Source organism: Sphingobium sp. L-44 (genome assembly GCF_056859495.1).
In genome coordinates this window covers 42,037-60,001 of record NZ_JBSXOQ010000052.1, presented here as the reverse complement: position 1 = coordinate 60,001, position 17,965 = coordinate 42,037, and the positions used below count along the sequence as shown (strand labels likewise).

Below are 17,965 nucleotides of genomic sequence, written 5' to 3'. Positions count from 1 at the left end.
CCTGACCTACAAGTTCTGATCGGTCTTCGGCCGACCGGGCAAGTTCTGACCGGCCTTCGCGCCGGTCGGGCAAGTCCTGAAATTCCTCCCCGGATTGCCCGACTGGACGCGGGCAATCCCCCTCCCCGGACCGCCACCCCTTGCGGGGGAGGGCGGGCCGTTGTTCTTTGCGGGGGAAGGAGGGGGAGGCGCGAGTCGCTCCTCGCCCGCCATGCCAGTGAAGGCTGGCATCCCACTCCCTTGTTGCCGCCCAAGAAAAGAGAGATCCCAGCTTCCGCTGGGATGACGAATGTGGGCGGGACTTGGGCAATCCTCTAGGGGCGGTCGGCATTCAGATGATGACGTCACGAAAATGGTGCTTTTCCGTGACCCGGAGGCCAGGGTACTCAAAGTACGTGAGCAGCGGAAGCGCGGAGAACCGCCATTTGCAGGCCGTCAGGGCTGAATGTCGATTGTCCCTAGGACAGGGGCAGCAGGCGGGCCTTACCGTCCGGCGTCGGGAAGCATCCCTCGTCGAACGGCAGTTCGCCCCAGCGCCAGGGGGTCAACTCGTCATAGGCAGGGTTGGAAATCGGGGCATGGCGGCGCAGATTGAGCAGCCGCGCGCCGTCATTGCCATAGGCGGTCAGGCGCACATGCTCGCGATAGATTTCCGCCGCCCATTCATAATGGAAGGCCGCCTGCCAGCCCATGGCGCGCGCGACCTGGGTGACGATCCACCAGTCGGGCTTCGCTTCACCGGGCAGCGGGAACAGCCGGCGCTGGCGGCTGATCAGCCGGTCCGCCCCGGTCAGCGTGCCGTCCTTCTCGACCCAACTGGCCGATGGCAGCGCGATGCCACGCCCATCCCGTTCGGCATCGGCCCAGGGGGTGGAGCGGATCGCCAGCGGCACCGTGTCCAGCGCTGCGCGCAGCCAGGCCGGATCGATGCCGTCGCCGCTTATGCTCCACAGCGCGCGGATGCGCCCGTCCCGCACCGCTTCGGCCAGATCCGCGCCGTCCAGTCCCGGCCCGGTCGCCATCGCCTCGGCCGACCAGAAACGGGTTATTTCGGCCATCGCCTCCGCCGTGAAGCCGCGATGCGCCGCGAGGCCGCTCGCATTGCAGCCGACCTCGCGCCCGCCCATGCCATTTGCCGCGGCCGTCATGGCAAAGGGCGCCGCCCCCGGCCTGCCGATCCGCCCCGTCGCCAGATGGAAATCGATCACCGCCCGCGCCAGCCCCTCGTCCGCGCCGCCAAACAGCGTCACGATCCGCTGCACGACGGCGATCCGGTCATAGAGCGCGCGCAGGTCCACCGGCGACAGACCGCAACTGCGCGCCACCGACCACAAATCATGACGGGTCCGCAGTTGCGCCCAGAAATCGTCGGGCACGCTGACACTGCGCGCCAGATAGTCGCCATCGGTCGCGCCGACATCATGACAATGGCGCAGCAGTCCGGCTATCCAGGACGCCATGCCGTCGCGCGGCATTTCGATGCGCAGGTCGGCCTCGATGCTCGTCCCCTCGCCCGGCGCCGCCAGCAACAGCAGTTCGACGCCCTGCTCGGCCCGCGCCGCCGCGATCCGCGCGTTCAGCACCGGATGATCCTGCGCCAGATCCGCGCCGACCATCAGGATCAGTTCGGCCCGCTCGATATCCTCATAGGCGGCGGGCATCACATCCTCGCCATAGGCCGCGCGCTGCGCCAGCGCCGCGCCATCATTGGCGGCCCAGCCCGCATCGACATGGGCCGAACCGATGAAGCCCTTCATCAGCTTGTTGGCGACATAATAATCCTCGGTCAGCAGGCCGCCGCCGACATGCAGCGCCACGCTGTCCGGGCCATGCTGGGCGATCACCGCCGACAGCCGCCGCGCGACCTGTGCGATCGCTTTCTCCCAGCGTTGCGGCCGACCGTCTATCATCGGCTGGAGCAATCGCCCGTCCAGCCCGACCTCTTCCGCGATCTCCAGCCCGCGCCCGCACAGCCGCCCGGCATTGGCCGGATGCATCCGGTCGCCCTCGACCATCAGGTCGCGATCATCGCCGGTGATGGCGCGCAGGCCACAGCCGACGCCGCACCGGCCGCAAAGCGTGCGTATCACTGCCATGTCAAAGGGCTGCGCGGGTCCGGCCGGAACGGACAAAGGGAGGAAGGATCGGCGTCACCGGCGTCTGCTTAGCGGATCGGACGCGGCGACAAAAGCATGTGCCGACAATTGCATGGCCGCGGCGCCGGGCGCACAAGGCGGCCATGCGCTTCTTCTCTCCGATTCCGCTCCTGCTGCGCGCGTTCGCGCTCCTGTCCCTTTTGCTGTCGCCATCCTGGGCCGCCGCGCAGGACAAGCGCGGGCCACTCGTGCTTGCCGCCGCCAGCCTGCAGGAATCGATGAATGCCGCCGCCGATGCCTGGGCGCGGCAGGGCCATGCCCGCCCGGTCCTGTCCTTCGCCGCCTCCTCGGCGCTGGCCCGGCAGATCAAGGCCGGCGCGCCCGCCGACCTGTTCGCCTCCGCCGACGAGGATTGGATGGACGATATCCAGAAGGCCGGCTTCGTCGCGCGCGGCAGCCGCGCCGACATGGCCGGCAACCGGCTGGTGCTGGTCGCCCCGGCTGGCAAGCCGGTGCGACTGCGCATCGGCCGCAATATGCCGCTGGCCGCAGCGCTGAACGGCGGCCGCCTCGCCATGGCCGATCCCGACGCCGTGCCGGCGGGCAAATATGGCAAGGCGGCGCTCACCGCGCTCAACGTCTGGCCCTCGGTCGCGGACAAGGTCGCGCGCGGCGACAGCGTGCGCGCTGCCCTCGCCCTGGTCGAGCGCGGTGCCACCCCGCTCGGCATCGTCTATGCGACCGACGCCCGCGCCTCCAAATCGGTGCAGACGGTCGGCACTTTCCCGGCGAACAGCCATCCGCCGATCCGCTATCCGGTGGCGCGACTGACCGCCAGCCGCCACCGCGACGCGGAAGGCTTCCGCCGTTTCCTGTTGTCGGCGCAGGGCCGGGCGATCCTTGGCCGTTACGGCTTCAGCGCGCCCTGATCGCCGATTGTTTTTCTACGGATCGCGCACACCATCATCTCAAAGCCCCGCCCCATCTCCGGTTTTCAACGGACGGATCGAGACAAGGTCGGCTCCCAGCGCCTCCAATTCTGCACGATCGTGACTGACATAAAGAATCGGGATCGATGTGGCCGCGTGCAACTTGCGTATAAGCTCCAGTATCTGGTCCTTCAGGCCCTGGTCCAAGCCCGTCAATGGCTCATCCATCAACAAAAAATGAGGATTGGCTAGCAAGGCACGCCCAATCGCCACACGCTGCGCCTCCCCCCCGGAGAGAGAATGTGGCCGGCGCTCAAGCAGATCGCCGATGCCTAACATGTCGACGATAGCTGGCATATCAAGCGCGCCGCCCCCACTATGCCTTCGGCCATAAATAAGGTTCCGGCGCACGCTCATGTGCGGAAAGAGGCGCAGATCCTGAAAAATATAGCCGCAATGCCTCTGCGCGATGGGCAGGTCTACGCCGACGGCGCTGTCAAACAACGTGCCCCCGGCAATCGCGACACGACCTTCATCGGGACGTAATAGACCGGCCACCATGTTGAGCAGGCTGCTCTTGCCTGCCCCAGATGGACCAAATAGGCCGACGATCGCACTGGAACTGGCAATGTCTATGGCCAGATGATTGGCCCCCAGTCGGCAACGGACATGGATGTCAAAGGACATGGTCGCCCCTGCCCATGCGTCTCGCGAGCCATTCGGATGCCATCAACGCGCCGAGCGACAGCGCAATCGAAATCAGTGCCAGCCGCAATACCGCATTTTCGCTGTCCGGCAGTTGCAGTGCGGAATAGATGGCGATCGGCAGTGTTCGGGTCTCCCCTGGTATATCGGACACAAAGGTAATGGTGGCGCCAAATTCCCCGATCGATCGAGCAAAACCCAGGATCATGCCAGCCAATATGCCCGGAGCCGCGAGTGGCAACGAGATAGTGCAGAAGACCCGGACACGGCCGGCTCCGAGCGTCTGGGCGACAGCCTCCAATCGTCGATCGATTGTCTCAACCGACAGCCGGATAGCGCGCACCATCAGCGGCATCGCCATGATTGCTGCCGCGAGCGTTGCGCCCGTCCAGCGAAACAACAGACTGATGCCAAACCAGCTTTCCAGGCAATAACCAAAAACACCCTGCCGACCAAACAGAAGCAGCAGTAGCCAGCCGGTGACCACCGGTGGCACCACCAACGGCAAATGCACCAGTGCATCAAGCATCAATTTGCCAGGAAAACGATAGCGCGCGAGCAACCATGCCAAGGCAAAAGCTATCGGCAGCATCGCGAAGACCGCTGTCAGACTGACCCGGAGCGAAAGCCCGATGATCGCCCATTCTTCAGCACTGATCGATGACAATAGCATGTAGTCACCGATTCACTTCGGCAAGATTGCGCATTCGCCGATCAATGGCGATGGTCACCAAAATTGTCCTTTAGCGTACTCCACGTAACGCCGTGCCCTTTTGCATTGTCCATCGTGGTGCGCGGCCTCGGTCTGGCCGGATAATCTGCGCAGGCGCCTGCAACAGCCGATCAACCGCGTTGCTGACGAGCATCTGCAGCCCTTCCTCGCTCAGAAGCCCTCCGCGAATGAGGCAGCGATCGACCAGAACTCGCCGAAACGCTGAATAGAGCGTCATGTCCGGCTGGCGCGGCGCCGACCAGAAATCATCAAGGCTCGACTGATGCACCACTCCTGGCACCTTGTAGACTGCGTGCCCCAGAACCACGACAGGCTTGCCGGCATTGAGCGCCAGCGTGCCTACAGTGCTGTTCACCGTCACCACGCCCAACGACTTGCCCACCACTTCGGCAATGTCCCAATCGGCCAGATAGACGACACGGTCCTTTACGCCATAATGAGCGGCCAGCCGGCGAGTCAGTCGGTCCCAGGCGACAAGACCGGGGTCCAGCGGATGGCGTTTCACCACAAGAGAGACATGATCAGGCGCATGCTGCGCAAAGCTCTTGATAGCGAAACGCAGCGCAGCGCGCATGTTGCCGAAGGGCGAATGAACGCGAATCTGATAGTCGGAGTTGAGTTGCAACGGGAGCGCGAAATAGGGCTTATCCTTGACCGTATCCCACGCCTTGAAAGACCGGCGCCCGTCACCGCGACGCATGACCAGCTTGCGACACCAGGCGACCGATTCCATCAGGAAACTATGCGGCCGGTGGGTTCGGTAGAATGGGAAATAGGGCCGCATGAATGCAGCGGCCAGGCCATTGCGCATCGTGTTGCGCGCACGGGCATTGAAGGTCGAGGGCACGGGCGGCAGATTATCGATATAGTCCGGCAGGCCCCGGACTAGGTCCAGGTACCATTGCGGGTCCAGCGGCAGAGTCGAATTGCCATTCACGCCATCATCTTGCAAGGTCAGGAAATCGGGGCGAATATACCCTTCCTCAACGACATGAACATGCAGGTTGCGCAGCCGTGCCATGCCATGTGCCGAGGTATGGTAGGGACGGCAATCACCATAGAGAATCAGGTCCGTAACGCCATGATTGACGATAAAATCGTCAAAGAAGAGCGGCCAGTTACGAAATGTTCCACGATAATCGGTGGCCTCTCCTAGCCAATCGACCTTGTCGCCACCATTAATATTGATCCGCAGAGCAGAATGCCCGCGCTTGCGCAACGCATCCGCAAGCATCGAGAAATAGGGACCGTGTGGCCCCTGCAGGAACAAGAATGTTTTGGACGTGGGTTCAGCCATGAAGGAACTCAGCGGACAAGGTCATAAATCTTCGTAGCTTCCCCTGCAGTACCCGCAACCGAATCAGCCAGGTCATCGGCGGCGTCGATCCACTGGCCATGCGATCCACCATCAGTTCGGGACCACATGGCAAGCCTGTTACCGGATCAAGATAGCGAGGATAGAGAATGAGGGCGCCGGCCACAAGCTGATCCACGTCCAGTTGACGCCCCCTTCGCGCCAATGGCTTTGCCAGATCGCGGGTCAGGCCCCAGCCCGCGTAGAAGGGCATGCCATGCACGGTCACCCGACATCCGCGCATCAGCGCCTCGAACCCGGTGAGCGACGAGAGGACGTGCACCTCGTCCACCGTCTGGACCAGTTCCATCAACGGCGCGCCGGTGTCGATCACATCGGCATGCGCCAGCACCGCGGCATCGCTCAGATGCCCCTTGCGATGGCCGGCCTGCACATCGGGATGCGGACGATAGATGATCCAGGCATCCGGCTCGGCCCGGCGCACGCGGGCCAGGAAATCCAGATTGCCATCCACGCCGGCACCGCCCAGCTGCACCGACAGGTCATCATCGACCTGCCCCACCGCCAGCACCGTGCGTCGGCCGGCTGGCAGGTCGATCATGCGGCCCGTCTCGGGGCCATATTTGGTCACGCCGGCTGCACAGACCCTGGTCCGCAACCGCCGCGCGCGATCGACCAGGGCAGCGGGGAACGGATGGGTCGCCAGCAGCGTCTCCAGATCGCTGGCGACACGCGCATTATAATAGAGGCCCGTTCGATCGATCACCACCGATCCGGGCGGGTGCAGCGCAGCCCCCAGGCCGCGCGACCGCAGGAAACCGTCCTCCACACGCACGATCGGAACATGCATGTCGGCCGCGTCGACAATGGTCATGGGCGGCACGCGCGAAGGCCATATCGCCAATGCGCCGCCGGTCCTGCGCGCGCGGGCCAATCCGCGCCCTGGCGGAAGAAAGGGCGGCGACGCCTGGCCATCCCACAGGAAATTGCGGATCGCCTCGCGCTTCCAGAAGGCCATGCCACTGGCAGCGGCGATATGCCGATTGCCATCGATATGCCGGCGCCAGTCGGCCAGAAGCGGCAAAATGTCAGCCGCCTCCACCCGCTTGCCGGAAAAACAGTCGCGATAATGGGCCGCAGACAGGCGCGCGCGCGCCGCCTCCCGCAGGCGCGCCGCGGGGACCGGCAGGCCGTCGGCCCTGAAAACCGCCACACCCAGCAACCCGGCGATGATCGCCAGTTCATCGTCCATGGGGGCATGCACCGATTGCGCGCCGGCGATCAGGCTCCAGGGGTCGCAGCCCGCGGGCAAGACCTCGCCCTTGGGCGAAGCACCCATGCCGGCCGCCGCCCCCGCCTGTGCGGGCGGCAGGATAGCGATCTGCGATGGCAGCAGGCCGCGACAGGCCTCCGCGCCAACGGCCACGCCCGCGCGCACCACGATCCGCACCTGCGGCGCCTGTGCGCCCCAGAAATCGCCACCGACCCGCGCCTCTGCGATGGCGTCGAGCACATCATCCGGGATCATACTGCTGCCCGGCGGCATCGGCAGGCTGATCGCGGCGACACAAGCCGGAGCTCCGGGAAAGGGAGGCGATCGCAGGAACGGCGGCGGGGTCACGCTACGGGCGCCCCTTTGCGCCGGCCCTGCCACGCACGCTCTTCACCTCGACACACTGCCGCCTGATCCCCTGAACAACCGCAAGGCGCCATGGCCTTCATCCCCGTCGCCCCTCTCCATGTCCGTCCACCGATGGGAGGTCAAGGAACAGAAGCTGTCACTTCTTCCATCAGTTCCGCCACTATGTCGAAATAGTCACGCCAGGTCGGCGCATGCCATCCGCCGATCCGTGCAAGTTGCGCCGCCCGCTGTGGCGAATCCGCTGCGGCATAGGCGTGGATCATCCGCATCCAGCCCATGCCATCGAGCGGATCGATATAATCGGGCGCGTCCCCGCCGACTTCACGATGGGCCGAAATGTCGCTGCAGATCACCGGGACGCCGGCACATAGCGCCTCGACCACCGGCATGCCGAATCCTTCGGCAAAGGATGGCATCAGCATCGCCCGCGCGCCCGCGACCAGATCCTGCATCTGGTTGTCGGGCAGCTCGCCCGCCTCGATCACATGGCCGCGCAGCGCCTCGCCGCGCTCCAGCATGTCGATGACATTCTCATTTTCCCAGCCGCGCCGGCCGATCAGCACCAGCATCGGCGCCGCATCACCCAGTTCGTCCACCATCCGCCGCCAGATATTGAGCAGCAGCAGATGATTCTTCCGCGGCTCGATGGTCGACAGATAGACGAAATAGGGCCGCTGCGGGATCGCCGTGTCCGACCCGCCAAAGACGTCGGGCGGATCGGCGCCGAAATGGGCGACGCATGTCCTGCGATCCGTCAGACCGTTCGACAGATGCGGTTCCAGCGCGTCCAGCGTCGCCTGGCTATTGCCGATGATGCCGGTTGCATAAAGATCGATGCTGCGCAGCCGGCGACGATGCTCGTCTGCCCCTTGCGGCCGGGCGAACTCGGGATGGCTCAGCGGAATGACGTCATGCACCAGCGTGACGAACTTCGCGCCTTCCGCCCGCAAAATCGCCCCTACCTGCGCCGCATCGTCCAGATGATGGGGCGATGCCTGCAGATAGATGCGCGGCCCCTTGGCCTTGGGCACCGGGCGCGGGCGTGTCGCGAACATGTGGCGGATCACCGCCGCCCGCTCCTTGCGCTCGTCTGGCGAATCCACATTGCGCCATTTCGCGGCGGTGAAGGCCAGGAACTGGCGCACCGCGGCATGGTTCAGGCGGCCATAATAGCCGCCGGCGGGGTGAACGGCGGCGAAGGCCAGCCGGTCCGGCATCCGCTCCAGCAATTCGCGGGCATAGACATATTCGACCCGGTCGATGCCGGTCGGCGTCGGGTGAAAGGCACGCGAGAGCAGCCGCGAGATGTCGAGGATCACCTCGGCTCCACCCCGATCGCCGGTCAGATAGCTGTTGGCGGGCTTGGACCGCAGCGCCAGCCGCGCGCCCGGCGCCTTGAAGGGTTTGAGTGCCACGTCAGAACTGCGCGCGAATCTCTTCGGCCAGCGCCGCCAGCGCATCCTTGTCCGCCTGCGCGCCGGCGCCATGGGCGGCGAAGCCCTTGGGGTCGCCTTCCCAGCGCGGCAGGATATGGACGTGCAGGTGAAAGATCGTCTGGCCCGCCGGCGCGCCGTTGAACTGGGCGATCTGGATGCCGTCGGGGTCCAGCGCCTTGCGGATGGCGGTGGCGACCTTCTTGGTGGTCGCCATCACCTCACCCAGCGCCTCATCCTCCATCTCCAGCAGGTTGCGCGCCTTGGACCATTTGGAAATGACCAGCGCATGGCCCCGCGTCTGCGGCATGATGTCGAGGAAGGCGAAGGTGTTCTCGTCCTCGTACAGCTTGGTCGACGGGATCTTGCCCTGCAGGATCAGGGCAAAGATATTGGCTTCGTCATAGGTGCCTTCGAGGCTCATGAAACGCCCTTAGCTGAGATAATGGGCGGTCGTCTTAGCAGCGACTTCCTCGGCGGTCACGCCCGGTGCCAGCTCGACAAGCTTGAACGGGCTGTCATGGTCGGGACGCTGGAACACGCACAGGTCCGTGACGATCATGTCGACCACATTCTTGCCGGTCAGCGGCAGGGTGCAGGCCGGGATGAACTTGGGATCGCCATTCTTGGATGTATGCTCCATCACCACGATGATCTTCTTGACGCCCGCGACCAGGTCCATCGCGCCGCCCATGCCCTTGATCATCTTGCCGGGGATCATCCAGTTGGCGATGTCGCCATTCTCGGCCACTTCCATCGCGCCAAGGACGGTGAGGTCGATATGCCCGCCGCGGATCATCGCGAAACTGTCGGACGAACTGAAATAGGCCGATTGCGGCAGCTCGCTGATCGTCTGCTTGCCGGCGTTGATCAGGTCCGCATCCTCATCCCCCTCATAGGGAAAGGGGCCGATGCCCAGCATGCCATTTTCCGACTGCAGCGTCACTTCCACGCCATCGGGAATATGGTTCGCCACCAGCGTCGGGATGCCGATGCCCAGATTCACATAGAAGCCGTCCTCCAGCTCCTTCGCCGCACGCGCGGCCATCTCGTCACGGGTCCAGGCCATCACTCACTCTCCTTCGCAGGCTCGGCGTTCAGCCTCGCGCGTTCCTCATCAAGCCCCTGCCAGATACGGCGCAAGGCCTCTTCCTCGGACATTTGCGCTGTCTGGGCGTAAGCCTTGGCAGCCGTATGCACGCTTTCCACCAACAGCGAACCCAGCAACTCCGGCCGCCACTTGTCAGGGAAGCCGATTAACACGCGCGACCGCCCCTCTTCAGGACTTATCCAAAAGCGGGCCAGTTCGAACGCGTCCTTTTCCGGCGCCAAATTACCCTTTAGCGACAGCGCGCCCGGATGCTCTGCCGCCCGAAAGCCGATCATGGCTTCGCGCCTCCCGGCGCCCACCTCTTGTCGGCAGGAAAAACATCGTCGAAGCCGCCCTTGAGGCCGCTGCCATAAACGGGGTTGGGCAGGACGAACCAGCCCGCGCCCCAAAGTTTCGCGATTGCCGGGCCTTGCGTCGCGGCGCGGCGCGCCGGCACCGACTGCCCCGCATTGAACAGGTCGGTGAAATCGCCAAGCTGGTCGCCGCCCAGCGCGATCACGCAATAGCTGCGCGAAATCGTCCAGCGCCGGCCGTCCTTGCGCGATCCCATCGCATCATCGCCGGCCAGATACAGCGTCTGGCCATGCACAGCCTCGCCCAGCCCCGCCGCCTTGATCGCGCGCGCGGTCGCGTCCGCATTGGCGGCCGAGCGGTTGGTGTTGAAGATCACGGTCACGCCCATTGCCCGCAGCGCGTCGAGGCCGCTGTCAGCGCCCGGCACCGGGCCGACCGCGCCTTCGCCGGTCTTTTCCCACGCGTCCCAGTCGGCGGCATCATAGCCCTTGCCGGTCTTCGCATCATGATATTCGAAGCCGGTGTTCAGCATCACCGTCTCGTCGACGTCGAACACGGCGGCGAAGGGCCGGTTGCCGCACGGCACATATTTGGGCGCGTCCAGGCTCGCGCCTTCGGCCAGCACGACAGAATCGGCCGGCCGTGCCTTCACGACGGCAGCGGCATGAGCGACCAAAGCGGTCCAGGCCTGGCGCGACAGCGCCGCCGCCTCGCCCGATCCATAGAGATATTGCATGCCCGCCGGCGGCACCGCCGGTCCGGTCGGCGTCACCGGCGCCGGGCCAGTCGCTCTAGTCGTCGCGGTGGTGGTCGCACAGGCTGCCAGCGGCGCCAGCAACAGCGCCGGCGCAAGCCGCATCATCGTCGCCATCAGGCCGCGTCCCTCTGCCGCACGGTGCGGAACTCGATCTTCTTGTCATAGGGGGCGCCAACGATCATCCGCTTGACGTAGATGCCGGGCAGATGGATCGCATCGGGGTCGAGGCTGCCCACGGGCACCACTTCCTCCACCTCGGCGATACAGATCTTCGCCGCCGTCGCCATCGGCGCGTTGAAATTGCGCGCGGTCTTGCGGAAGATCAGGTTGCCGCTCTCGTCGGCCTTCCAGCCCTTGATGATCGCGACATCGGCAAAGATGCCGCGCTCCAATATATAGTCCTGGCCGTCGAAACTCTTCACTTCCTTGCCCTCGGCCACCGCGGTGCCGACGCCGGTCTTGGTATAGAAGCCGGGAATGCCCGCCCCGCCCGCGCGGCAGCGCTCGGCCAGCGTCCCCTGGGGGCAGAATTCCACCTCCAGCTCACCGGCCAGATATTGCCGCTCGAACTCCTTGTTCTCGCCGACATAGGAGGAGATCATCTTCTTGACCTGGCGCGTGCGCAGCAGCTTGCCCAGCCCCTCGCCGTCGATGCCCGCATTGTTGCTGGCGATGGTCAGGTCCTTGACCCCCGAATCGCGGATCGCGTCGATCAGCCGTTCGGGGATGCCGCACAGGCCAAAGCCGCCCGCGCACAGATGCATGCCGTCGAACAGCAGCCCCTCCAGCGCGGCGGCGGCATCGGGGTAGAGCTTCTTGGCCATCGGCATCCATCCTTTTGAAATTTCGGCGCAGACTAGGCAGGCAAACCGATCAATACCAATGATTTGTTTTTTCGGTTAAACCCAAACAATGTCTATCAATCGCATCGCCTTCTACCATCTCGAAACTCTGCTCTGGATAGCGCGGCTGGGCACTTTCGCGGCGGCGGCGGCGCGCCTCAACACCACCCAGCCGGCCATTTCCGCGCGGGTGCGCGAACTGGAAAGCCATCTGGGCACCGCGCTCTTCCGGCGCGAGGGGCGGACGATGGCCCTCACGCCCGCCGGGCGCGAGCTGGTGCGCGAGAGCGAACCGCTATGGGCGCGTTTCCAGGGCGTGCTGATGGGGTGCAGCGACATATCCGGCGCGACCGGCATCATCCGCATCGGCGCGGGCGAAATTGCCGCCGCCAGCTGCCTGCCCGGCTTCGTCGCCCAGCTTGGCCGCGACCTGCCCCATGTCAGCCTGGAGGTCGACATCGCGCTTACCGCCGACCTCATCCAGCAGCTCGCCTCGGGCCATGCCGACCTCGCCTTCGCCGCCGGCCGCATCGCCCATCCGATGCTGCGCACCGCGCCGATCGGCAGCGTCGACCTGCTCTGGCTCGCCAGCCCCGCGACCGTCACGACCATGGCAGACATCCGCCCACCGATCTGGTCGCTCACCAACCTGTCGCCGCTCTACCGCATCATGAAGGACGCGATCGCCGCGTCGGACCTGGCCGACTGCCCGCTCAACCTCTGCAACAATGTCCGCACCATGATCGACATCGTGCTGGAAGGCGGCGGCATCGGCATCTTTCCCCGGCCAATGGCGCGCCAGCAACTGGCCGAAGGCCGACTGGTCCCGGTGCCCGGCGCCCCGCTCATGCCCCCGGTCGATTTCCACGTCGCCGTCCGCGCCGCCGAAGCCGACCCGCTGGTGCTCACCATCTTCGACCGCGCCAGCCGGCTGGAGTTGCGGGGCGAGGAATGAAGAACGAGGGATAGGATCACGGTCAACCTGATCGGTAAAATAATGGGCTTCCGACCCTCCCTCACAACGTCATGCTGAACTTGTTTCAGCATCCATCCAGCCCAATTGCCTATTGGCCTGCTGGGACAAATGGACCCTGAAACAAGTTCAGGGTGACGATGCTGTTAGCGACAGCTCCCCCCCTCAACCGCGCTGTCCTACACGCGCCTCTTCTGATTAACTTGAGGGATGGGACATCCGCCCCCAAGCAACCGGTCATGTGCCGTCCAGGCGTCGCTTCACTGTCGCCTTCGTGTCGCGTCACTGTCGCGTCGGACGCGCGCGATCGTGACCCGATTGTCGCGCGACTGTCGCTTCGCTGTCGCGTCGCGGGCGCGTTCCCGGCGCATTGGCCCGGAATCACCCCCACGACACTGTGAACTTCGACTGTCGCGTCGAATCCCGCGCCGCGACGCCCTGGAATCAGATCAGGCCGGCAAGCGGGCTCGACGGGTCGGCATACATGCGCTTGCCCATGCGGCCGGCGCGATAGGCCATGCGGCCGGCCTCGACACCCGCCTTCATCGCCGCCGCCATCAGCACCGGGTCCTTCGCCTCGGCAATGGCGGTGTTCATCAGCACGCCGGTGCAGCCCAGCTCCATCGCCTGCGCCGCTTCAGACGCGGTGCCCACGCCCGCATCGACCAGCACGGGCAGCTTGGTGCCTTCCACGATCAGGCGGATCGTCACCTTGTTCTGGATGCCCAGGCCCGACCCGATCGGCGCGCCCAGCGGCATGATCGCGACCGCCCCGGCATCCTCCAGCCGCTTGGCCGCGATCGGATCGTCAACGCAATAGACCATCGGCTTGAAGCCTTCCTTGGCCAGCACCTCGGTCGCGCGCAGCGTTTCGACCATATCCGGGTAGAGCGTCCGCGCTTCGCCCAGCACTTCCAGCTTCACCAGTTCCCAGCCGCCCGCCTCGCGCGCCAGGCGCAGGGTGCGGATCGCCTCCTCACCGGTGAAGCAGCCGGCGGTGTTGGGCAGGTAGGTGACCTTTTTCGGGTCGATATAGTCGGTCAGCATCGGCGCGTTGGGATCGGACACATTGACGCGACGCACCGCCACGGTGACGATCTCCGCCCCCGACGCGACCAGCGCGGCGGCATTCTGCTCGAAATTCTTGTATTTGCCGGTGCCCACGATCAGGCGCGAGCGGAAGGTCTTGCCCGCCACCGTCCAGCTATCGTCATCCACCGGGGACACATCGCCGCCACCCACAAAATGGACGATCTCCAACTCGTCGCCGTCTTCGACCTTCACATCGGCCAGGGTCGAGCGCGGCACCACTTCCAGATTGCGCTCCACCGCCACCTTCTCCGGCGCGAAGCCCAGCTCGCTCGCCAGCTCGGCCAGGGTCAGGCCGTCGCGGATGCGGCGATGCTCGCCATTGATATGGATGGAGATGGTGCCGTCGATGCTCACTACATTATCCCGTTCGTGGCTGGAAACGTGTCTCGACTTGGCGCGACACGAAGGGCTAAAGATCAGCGCGCATATAGGGGCGGCGACGCCGCGCCCGCAACAGACAAGTCTCGACCGACTGGGGGATCGCCATGGCGGACACACGCAAAATCTATGTTCTCAACGGCCCGAACCTCAACATGCTCGGCACCCGCGAACCGGAAATCTACGGCTATGACACGCTGGACGACATTGCCGAGCGGATGGAGGATGCCGCCCACCGCGCCCATGTCGAAATCGACTTCCGCCAGTCCAATCATGAAGGCCATCTGGTCGACTGGATGCAGGAGGCGCATCGCGAGGGCGCCCACGCCATCATCATGAATCCCGGCGCCTATACCCACACGTCGATCGCGCTGCATGATGCGATCAAGAGCATCACCGTGCCGGTGATAGAGATCCACCTGTCTAACCCGCACACGCGCGAGGCCTTCCGCCACAAATCCTATGTCGGCATGGCCGCCAAGGGCACGATCGCGGGCTTTGGCGCCATGTCCTACATGCTGGCGCTCGAAGCAGCTCTGGAACTGTAGAACGCACAAAAGTTGCGCTTTGGCGCAAATGAGCATAGGCGCTGGCCGCCAGAACGCATTTTGAAAGACGACAAGGGTCAAGCATGAACGACAAGCATGACAAGGGCGCGATGCAGGTGGACGTCACCCTGGTGCGCGAACTGGCAGCTTTGCTGGACGACACCAACCTGACCGAGATCGAGGTCGAGGACGGCGATCGCAAGATTCGCGTGGCGCGCAAGATCGGTGGCGGAGCCCCCATCTTCGCAGCGCCCGCTGCCGTAGCGGCACCCGTCGCTGCCCCTGCTGCGGCACCGGCCGCTGCTCCCGCCGCGGCGGCCGAGCCTGCCCTGCCCGCCGGCAATGTGGTGAAGTCGCCGATCGTTGGCACCGCCTATCTTTCGGCCGAGCCGGGCGCCGCGCCCTTCGCGCGCGTCGGTGCACAGGTAAAGGCCGGTGAAACCGTGCTGATCGTCGAGGCCATGAAGGTGATGAACGCGATTACCGCGCCCGTCGCCGGCACCGTCAAGGCCGTGCTGGTCGATAACGGCCAGCCGGTCGAATATGACCAGCCGCTGATCGTCATCGAATAAGGCCGCGATCCCATGGCCATCGAAAAACTGCTGATCGCCAACCGGGGCGAAATCGCGCTGCGCATCCACCGCGCCTGCCATGAAATGGGCATCAAGACGGTGGCGGTCCATTCGACCGCCGACGCCGATGCCATGCATGTGCGCCTCGCCGACGAGGCGATCTGCATCGGGCCGCCCGCCGCCAAGGACAGCTATCTCAACATCGCCGCGATCATCTCTGCAGCCGAGATCAGCGGCGCCGACGCGATCCATCCGGGCTATGGCTTCCTCAGCGAAAACGCCAAGTTCGCCGAGATCGTCGAGGCCCATGGTCTCGCCTTTGTCGGTCCCAAGCCCGAACATATCCGCACCATGGGCGACAAGATCGAGGCGAAGCGTACCGCTGGCGCGCTCGGCCTGCCGCTGGTGCCCGGTTCGGACGGCGCGGTCAGCGATGTCGAGGAAGCGCGCGCGATTGCCGATGCTGCCGGCTATCCGGTGATCATCAAGGCCGCGTCCGGCGGCGGCGGTCGCGGCATGAAGGTCTGCACCTCGCCCGACCAGCTAGAAACGCTGATGCAGCAGGCCGGTTCGGAAGCGAAGGCCGCGTTCGGCGACGCCACCGTCTATATCGAGAAATATCTCGGCAATCCGCGCCACATCGAAATCCAGGTGTTCGGTGACGGCAATGGCAACGCCATCCATCTTGGCGAACGCGACTGCTCGCTGCAGCGCCGTCACCAGAAGGTGCTGGAAGAAGCGCCCTCGCCCGTCCTGAGCCAGACCGAGCGCGAACGGATCGGCGGCATCTGTGCCAAGGCGATGGCCGACATGGGCTATCGCGGCGCGGGCACCATCGAGTTCCTGTGGGAAAATGGTGAATTCTACTTCATCGAGATGAATACCCGCCTGCAGGTGGAACATCCCGTGACCGAGATGATCACCGGCCTCGACCTGGTGCGCGAACAGATCCGCGTTGCCGAAGGCAAGCCGCTGTCGGTGAACCAGGAAGATATCCGCTTCACCGGCCATGCGATCGAATGCCGCATCAACGCGGAAGATCCCAAGACCTTCGCGCCCTCTCCGGGCACCGTCACCAGCTATCATGTTCCGGGCGGCATGCATGTCCGCGTCGATAGCGGCCTGTATCAGGGCTATAAGGTGCCGCCTTACTACGACTCCATGATCGGCAAGCTGATCGTCTATGGCCGCACCCGCGAGGGCGCGATCATGCGTCTGCGCCGCGCGCTGGAGGAATATGTGATCGAAGGGATGAAGACCACCATCCCGCTGCACCAGGCGCTGCTGAAGGATCCCGAATTCCTCAATGGCGACTATACGATCAAGTGGCTGGAAGAATGGCTTGCCCGTAAGGATGGCCAGTGAAGGCCACCATCTGGCACAATCCCAAATGCGGCACGTCGCGCAAGACGCTGGCGATCCTTGAGGAAACGCCAGGCGTCGAGGTGGAGGTGGTCGAATATCTCAAGACCCCCTTCACGCGCGACAAGCTGGCCCAGCTGTTCGCCGACGCCGGGATGACCCCGGCCGAAGCGATCCGCAAGATGGGCACCGATGCCGAGGAACGCGGTCTGCCCGACATGACGGCGGATGCGATCCTGGACGAGATGGCGGCCAATCCGGCCTATGTGAACCGCCCCTTCGTCGAAACCGAGAAAGGCGTGCGCTTCTGCCGCCCCCAGGACAAGGTTCTGGAAATTCTCTGAATATCAGCCGCTTGTCACGCCCATGTAACAAGCGGCTGATTTGAGCCCTTGCTTTGACGGGGGGAAGCCGTAGCTTCCTCTCCCATGGCAAAGGAACCGGCATTGGCGACCATCGCCGTCTACAGCCTCAAGGGGGGCGTTGGCAAAACCACCTTTTCGGTCAACCTCGCCTGGGCGTCGGCGAGCATATCGAAGCGGCGGACCCTGCTCTGGGACCTCGACCCGCAGGCCGCGTCGAGCTGGCTCCTCTCCACCGATCTTGAAAGCCGCGATGCCGCCCAGGCCATCTTCAGCAAGGATGTCGAGGTCCGCAAGCTGATCCAGCCCACCACCGTGCCGGGTCTGGACCTGATCGCCGCCGACACCTCGCTGCGCAGCCTCGACCATCTGTTCCGCGAGATGGACAAGAAGAAGCGGCTGGCCAAGCTGATCGAGAGCCTGGGCAAGGATTATGACCGCATCATCCTCGATTGCCCGCCGGGCCTCACCGAAACCAGCGAGCAGGTGCTGCGCGCCGCCGACCTGATCGTCATCCCGGTCATCCCCTCCCCCCTGTCGCAGCGCGCGATGGGCGAGGTGGCACGCTATCTGGTGCAGCGCGGCGGCAATCATGCGCCGATCCTGCCGGTCTATTCGATGGTCGACCGCCGCCGCAGCCTGCATCGCAAGGCACTGGACGAACAGCCCGGCTGGGGCGCGATCCCTATGGCCAGCACGATCGAGCAGATGACGGTCCGTCGCAAGCCACTGGGCGCCTTCGCCCCCGCCTCGCCCCCGGCCCAGGCCTTCGGCGCGCTATGGACGATGGTCGAACGGCAGGTTCAGCAGGGCTGAGGCCC

General features: G+C 64.8%; 19 protein-coding genes. 7 read left to right on the top strand and 12 right to left on the bottom strand.

Translation table 11 applies throughout. From position 1 onward, the window contains the following. Positions 1-458 precede the first annotated feature (458 nt). Positions 459-2,096, bottom strand: a complete 1,638-nt coding sequence (locus tag AC13EK_RS04530; protein ID WP_069335942.1) for a molybdopterin oxidoreductase family protein — start codon at positions 2,094-2,096, stop codon at positions 459-461. Between the two features lie 143 nt (positions 2,097-2,239). On the opposite strand from AC13EK_RS04530, the gene modA reads away from it, so the two are divergent. Continuing rightward, complete coding sequence (gene modA / locus AC13EK_RS04525) at positions 2,240-3,025, top strand: molybdate ABC transporter substrate-binding protein (protein WP_069335943.1); 786 nt, start codon at positions 2,240-2,242, stop codon at positions 3,023-3,025. 39 nt (positions 3,026-3,064) lie between these two features. On the opposite strand, the gene AC13EK_RS04520 is transcribed toward modA, so the two are convergent. From AC13EK_RS04520 to AC13EK_RS04475, 10 genes are all read right to left on the bottom strand, one after another. Further along, on the bottom strand, positions 3,065-3,712 hold the full coding sequence (locus AC13EK_RS04520; protein ID WP_069335944.1) for an ATP-binding cassette domain-containing protein: 648 nt from the start codon (positions 3,710-3,712) through the stop codon (positions 3,065-3,067). Then, positions 3,702-4,403, bottom strand: a complete 702-nt coding sequence (gene modB, locus AC13EK_RS04515; protein ID WP_069335945.1) for a molybdate ABC transporter permease subunit — start codon at positions 4,401-4,403, stop codon at positions 3,702-3,704. The genes AC13EK_RS04520 and modB overlap by 11 nt, the downstream gene beginning before the upstream one ends. Positions 4,404-4,473: 70 nt before the next feature. Further along, positions 4,474-5,760 (bottom strand): capsule biosynthesis protein, encoded by a 1,287-nt coding sequence (locus AC13EK_RS04510; protein WP_069335946.1) that lies wholly within the window; start codon positions 5,758-5,760, stop codon positions 4,474-4,476. Further along, positions 5,753-7,399: a capsular polysaccharide export protein, LipB/KpsS family gene (locus AC13EK_RS04505; protein WP_069335947.1), complete on the bottom strand. Its 1,647-nt coding sequence runs from the start codon at positions 7,397-7,399 to the stop codon at positions 5,753-5,755. The genes AC13EK_RS04510 and AC13EK_RS04505 overlap by 8 nt, the downstream gene beginning before the upstream one ends. A 140-nt stretch (positions 7,400-7,539) precedes the next feature. Continuing rightward, complete coding sequence (locus tag AC13EK_RS04500) at positions 7,540-8,835, bottom strand: glycosyltransferase family 4 protein (RefSeq protein ID WP_069335948.1); 1,296 nt, start codon at positions 8,833-8,835, stop codon at positions 7,540-7,542. Position 8,836: 1 nt separating this feature from the next. After that, complete coding sequence (locus tag AC13EK_RS04495) at positions 8,837-9,277, bottom strand: HIT family protein (RefSeq protein WP_069335949.1); 441 nt, start codon at positions 9,275-9,277, stop codon at positions 8,837-8,839. A gap of 9 nt (positions 9,278-9,286) precedes the next feature. Further along, the gene (locus AC13EK_RS04490) at positions 9,287-9,922 is read right to left on the bottom strand and encodes a CoA transferase subunit B (protein ID WP_026108971.1); all 636 of its coding nucleotides are present in this window, start codon (positions 9,920-9,922) and stop codon (positions 9,287-9,289) included. Further along, entirely contained in the window at positions 9,922-10,239 is a 318-nt protein-coding gene (locus tag AC13EK_RS04485) for a DUF5076 domain-containing protein (protein WP_139149932.1), read from the bottom strand. The genes AC13EK_RS04490 and AC13EK_RS04485 overlap by 1 nt, the downstream gene beginning before the upstream one ends. After that, positions 10,236-11,129 carry an HAD family acid phosphatase gene (locus AC13EK_RS04480; RefSeq protein ID WP_483022058.1) on the bottom strand — a complete coding sequence of 298 codons (894 nt, stop codon included), beginning with the start codon at positions 11,127-11,129 and terminating at the stop codon, positions 10,236-10,238. The genes AC13EK_RS04485 and AC13EK_RS04480 overlap by 4 nt, the downstream gene beginning before the upstream one ends. Further along, on the bottom strand, positions 11,129-11,839 hold the full coding sequence (locus AC13EK_RS04475; protein WP_037506493.1) for a CoA transferase subunit A: 711 nt from the start codon (positions 11,837-11,839) through the stop codon (positions 11,129-11,131). The genes AC13EK_RS04480 and AC13EK_RS04475 overlap by 1 nt, the downstream gene beginning before the upstream one ends. An 88-nt stretch (positions 11,840-11,927) precedes the next feature. On the opposite strand from AC13EK_RS04475, the gene AC13EK_RS04470 reads away from it, so the two are divergent. Continuing rightward, positions 11,928-12,812 carry a LysR family transcriptional regulator gene (locus tag AC13EK_RS04470; RefSeq protein WP_277788178.1) on the top strand — a complete coding sequence of 295 codons (885 nt, stop codon included), beginning with the start codon at positions 11,928-11,930 and terminating at the stop codon, positions 12,810-12,812. 462 nt (positions 12,813-13,274) lie between these two features. On the opposite strand, the gene thiS is transcribed toward AC13EK_RS04470, so the two are convergent. Beyond that, a complete protein-coding gene (gene thiS / locus AC13EK_RS04465) occupies positions 13,275-14,276 on the bottom strand; it encodes a sulfur carrier protein ThiS (protein WP_004210358.1) in 1,002 nt (333 codons plus the stop codon). A 131-nt stretch (positions 14,277-14,407) separates the two neighbouring features. Here thiS and aroQ point away from each other — a divergent pair, with 131 nt between their 5' ends. From aroQ to AC13EK_RS04440, 5 genes are all read left to right on the top strand, one after another. Beyond that, complete coding sequence (aroQ, locus tag AC13EK_RS04460; protein WP_069335953.1) at positions 14,408-14,848, top strand: type II 3-dehydroquinate dehydratase; 441 nt, start codon at positions 14,408-14,410, stop codon at positions 14,846-14,848. Positions 14,849-14,931: 83 nt separating this feature from the next. Then, complete coding sequence (gene accB / locus AC13EK_RS04455) at positions 14,932-15,420, top strand: acetyl-CoA carboxylase biotin carboxyl carrier protein (protein WP_004210355.1); 489 nt, start codon at positions 14,932-14,934, stop codon at positions 15,418-15,420. Positions 15,421-15,432: 12 nt separating this feature from the next. Further along, positions 15,433-16,785 carry an acetyl-CoA carboxylase biotin carboxylase subunit gene (gene accC, locus AC13EK_RS04450; RefSeq protein ID WP_069335954.1) on the top strand — a complete coding sequence of 451 codons (1,353 nt, stop codon included), beginning with the start codon at positions 15,433-15,435 and terminating at the stop codon, positions 16,783-16,785. After that, entirely contained in the window at positions 16,782-17,126 is a 345-nt protein-coding gene (locus tag AC13EK_RS04445; protein ID WP_069335955.1) for an arsenate reductase family protein, read from the top strand. The genes accC and AC13EK_RS04445 overlap by 4 nt, the downstream gene beginning before the upstream one ends. Before the next feature lie 84 nt (positions 17,127-17,210). Then, entirely contained in the window at positions 17,211-17,960 is a 750-nt protein-coding gene (locus tag AC13EK_RS04440; RefSeq protein WP_069335956.1) for a ParA family protein, read from the top strand. Positions 17,961-17,965: the final 5 nt, after the last annotated feature.